Annotated in this window: 4 protein-coding genes; 3 read left to right on the forward strand and 1 reads right to left on the reverse strand. The window is 33.0% G+C overall.

The genetic code is table 11. The annotated features are described in order from the left end of the window. Nucleotides 1-5: 5 nt before the first annotated feature. Nucleotides 6-743: an MATE family efflux transporter gene (locus NE544_RS11750; RefSeq protein WP_256269467.1), complete on the reverse strand. Its 738-nt coding sequence runs from the start codon at nucleotides 741-743 to the stop codon at nucleotides 6-8. A 73-nt stretch (nucleotides 744-816) separates the two neighbouring features. Between NE544_RS11750 and NE544_RS11755 the strand changes: the two genes are divergently transcribed. The 3 genes from NE544_RS11755 to NE544_RS11765 all read left to right on the forward strand — a co-directional run bounded on the left by NE544_RS11755 (nucleotide 817) and on the right by NE544_RS11765 (nucleotide 3,468). Continuing rightward, nucleotides 817-1,425: a Crp/Fnr family transcriptional regulator gene (locus tag NE544_RS11755; RefSeq protein WP_256269468.1), complete on the forward strand. Its 609-nt coding sequence runs from the start codon at nucleotides 817-819 to the stop codon at nucleotides 1,423-1,425. A 24-nt stretch (nucleotides 1,426-1,449) separates the two neighbouring features. Then, nucleotides 1,450-3,222 carry an oligoendopeptidase F gene (gene pepF / locus NE544_RS11760; protein ID WP_256269469.1) on the forward strand — a complete coding sequence of 591 codons (1,773 nt, stop codon included), beginning with the start codon at nucleotides 1,450-1,452 and terminating at the stop codon, nucleotides 3,220-3,222. 87 nt (nucleotides 3,223-3,309) lie between these two features. Continuing rightward, nucleotides 3,310-3,468: an ATP-binding protein gene (locus tag NE544_RS11765; RefSeq protein WP_256269470.1), complete on the forward strand. Its 159-nt coding sequence runs from the start codon at nucleotides 3,310-3,312 to the stop codon at nucleotides 3,466-3,468. Nucleotides 3,469-3,711: the final 243 nt, after the last annotated feature.

Raw genomic sequence — 3,711 nt, forward strand, 5'->3', positions numbered from 1 at the left:
AAAAATTATTGATATAATTTTTGAATTTTTTCTTGATTTCTATTATCCAATTTTTCTACATGACAATCTTTAAAGGAAACACTTAGACGATTTGCCTTTGTCTTTGTGAAATAGATCAAAAGGAAATCAGATAGGATATATCCAATTACAGATGCCAAGGCAGCACCTTGTGCGCCCATATGGAAGCTAAAGATAAAGATGGGATCTAAAATGATGTTTAGAATCGACCCCAAGACAGTTCCAACCATAGATAGGGTTGCCAATTCCGTACGAATCAAGTTACTAGGAGTTAAAGAAAGAATGATAAAGGTGGAGCCTAGCGCAATTATATTGTAGTATTGATTTGCGTATAACCATGTTTCTTTATTAACACCTAAAAAATTTAACATGGGATCTTTTAGAATAAACATAAAAATTGTGACAACAATGCCACAGAGAATGGAGGCATAGAAACAGAATCCACTCACATTCTTAGCTTCTTTATTCATTTGTTGACCAAACAATCTAGAGATGACAGAACTGCCACCAATGCCAAAGATGTCACCTAATGCGATCATGAAAGTAAAGATAGGAGCACATAAAGAGACACCGGCCACAAGATTTGTGTTCATTGTTTTAGCTACAAAATATGTATCTGCCATGTTGTATACTAAAGAAATTACCATGCTGAAGACAACTGGTAAAGCCATTGTGAAATAGGCTTTAGGGATGCTTGTATTTTCAAATAATGCATTATTGTTCATATATTACCTTCTTTCTTTACCTAGTATATCAAAGCTATTTGAAAATGATTGTGACATATGGCACAATAAAGCTATGAAACGAGCATATGATTCAAAAAATGTAGAGAAATATGTAAATCGACATAACATACAAGACTATTTTGATTCTTCTTATCCCTTTTATTTGATGGAATATGAAAAAGATGAAATGATGATTCATCCATTGAAAGACACAAAAGAGATTCAGTTTGTAGTAGAAGGCGAAGTGTCTATTTATTTCATTGATTCAAATGGAAAACAGCTTTTTGTGTCACAAACCAATGCACTTTGTGTACTAGGAGATGTGGAGTTTGTTCGTCATGAAAAGCCTGTATACTTTGCCCAAGCCAATACAAAAGTTGTTACAATCGCATTATCGATTGAAGAAAATCAATTGAGATTAAACCAGGATCTGAAATTTCTTCATTTTTTGTTGAATTCGTTGGTTGATAAACTGCATAATAAATCCACAAATGAAATTATGAATCAAAGTGTTGAAGAGAAGGTCATGAACTATATGGAGTTACATCCTACGCTAGACAATGTCAGTGTGGCTTGTCGTAATCTGCATTGTAGTCGAAGACAGCTACAAAGAGTGTTAAAGAAACTTTGTGAGGATAAAAGAATCGTAAGACTTGAAAAGGGAAAATATGTGCTACAATAGACGTATTAATGGAGGTTGTTTATTGTGAAGCGTAATGAACAAAAGGTAGAAAATACTTGGAAAACAGAAGATATATTTAAAGATGAAGCAGCATTTCTAGCTTGTTTAGATACTTGTAAAGAATTGGAAAATGAGCTTTGTGTATACGATGGAAAATTGGATGATGCATCCAACTTATTATCATTTTTAAAGGGATATGAAAAATTAACATGTCTATTAGATGATTGTTTAGGCTATTCTTCTTTGTTGTCCGATCAAGATACGGCAGATGCCCATCATCAAGAATTAAAAGGAAAAGCCAATGCGTTAGCGGTTGATATTTTTACTAAGCTGTCTTTTAGTGATGTACAAATCATGCAGATTGAAAACTTAGAATCTTTTTATGCATCTGAACCCATCTTAGAAAGATATCGTGTATATCTAGAAGAAGTATGTCGTTTAAAAGAACACGTATTGTCTCAAACAGAAGAAAAGTTAATGGCATCCAGTTCATTGATGCAAGACACGCCTTATTCGATTTTTGGAATGTTGAACAATGCGGATTTAAAATTTGAAGATGCGATTGATTCAAAAGGAAATAAGCACACTTTAACTACAGGTACATTTATCCATATGTTAGAGCAGGAAGATGAAGTGTTAAGAGAGAGTGCATATTGTAATTTTTATGCAGGTTATGGTTCTATGATCCATACTTTAGCTGCTTGTTTAAATGGACAGACAAATCAGTTGAAATTTAATAGTACAGCACGTAAATATGCATCGAGTTTAGAATGTGCAGTCGATGCGAATAATGTTTCACCAAGAGTGTATGAACAATTGATTGAAACGGTACATAAAAATATCCATGTTTTACATAAATATATGCGAGTTCGTAAAGAAGTTATGAAAAAAGATAAACTTCACATGTACGATTTATATGTACCTATGGTCAATGAATGTAACGTTCCTGTATCTTTTGAACAGGCCAAAGAAGATGTTTTACATTCTGTTCAATTGTATGGAACAGAATATGCCAAGGTTTATGAAAGAGGATTAAATTCGCGTTGGATCGATGTATATGAAAATGAAGGAAAGCGTTCAGGCGCATATTCTAGTGGACAAAGAGTACATCCTTTTGTGTTGATGAACTTTGCGAATTCTTTAGATACAGAATTTACTTTAGCTCATGAAATGGGGCATGCGATGCATTCCTATATGTCTACAAAATATCAGGCTCCATTAGATCGTCATTATAAAATATTTGTAGCTGAAGTTGCCAGTACTTGTAATGAAGCTTTATTGATGGATTATTTGCGCAAACAAAACTTAGATCCTAAATTCCAGGCTTATTTGATTAATCACTTTATGGAACAATTTAGAACTACATTGTTTAGACAGTGTATGTTTGCGGAATTTGAAAAAATCATCAATGAAAAAACCGCAAACAATGAAGTTTTGACAAGTGATGCATTGAATCAGATCTATGCGGATTTAAATAAATTCTATTATGGTGAAGATGTGATTGTAGATGATGAAATCAGTATGGAATGGGCTCGTATTCCACATTTCTATATGAATTTTTATGTATATCAATATGCGACAGGATTTAGTGCAGCTATGGCTTTATCACAAAAATTGCTTCATGGAACACAAGCCGATATTGAAGCATACTTATCTTTCTTAAAAGGAGGATGTACAAAGTCTCCAGTCGAATTATTGCGTATGGCTGGGGTTGATATGGCAAGTCCAAAACCAATTGAAGATGCGATTGAATTGTTTGATTCTTTAATTGATGAATTCGAGAGTATTATGAAGTAGAAAGTCGTTTGACTTTCTATTTTTTTTAGTGCTATTTTTAGTCAGATAAAGATTAGTAAAAAATAAATGACAAAAAATGGAGGACTTATGTTTGCAGGTAGAGAGAATGAGCTTAAGATTTTAAATCGCGTATTTTTATCGAAACGACAAGAATCTGTATTGATATATGGACGAAGAAGAATCGGAAAAACAGAATTGATCAAAAAGGCCATCGAAGATTTTGATGGAGAATATATTTACTGTTAAAGTCAGAACTCTCGTGACTTTAGTCATGAGATGAATGACGTATGTAACTGGTTTTCAGCTGTTTCTATACGTGAACCATGTTATAATATATATGTAGAATGCATCGCAAAAAAAGGAGTTTTCGATATGTATACAGTACGTTTTCAATTGGAACTAAGTGGATCTGAGAAACGTTTTTTGTCGAAATCTTTTCGTATTATGAAACCAGGAAGAAAAGTATTCTGGTTAATATAGAATTGTATA

The sequence above is a fragment of the Holdemanella sp. MSK.7.32 genome, from assembly GCF_024460475.1.
Classification (GTDB): Bacteria; Bacillota_I; Bacilli_A; order Erysipelotrichales; family Erysipelotrichaceae; genus Holdemanella.

What these genes read in the sequence shown, in the direction of transcription:
- NE544_RS11750 (WP_256269467.1), bottom strand. Translation starts at nt 743, where the DNA reads ATGAACAATAATGCATTATTTGAAAATACAAGCATCCCTAAAGCCTAT.
- NE544_RS11755 (WP_256269468.1), top strand. Translation starts at nt 817, where the DNA reads ATGAAACGAGCATATGATTCAAAAAATGTAGAGAAATATGTAAATCGA.
- NE544_RS11765 (WP_256269470.1), top strand. Translation starts at nt 3,310, where the DNA reads ATGTTTGCAGGTAGAGAGAATGAGCTTAAGATTTTAAATCGCGTATTT.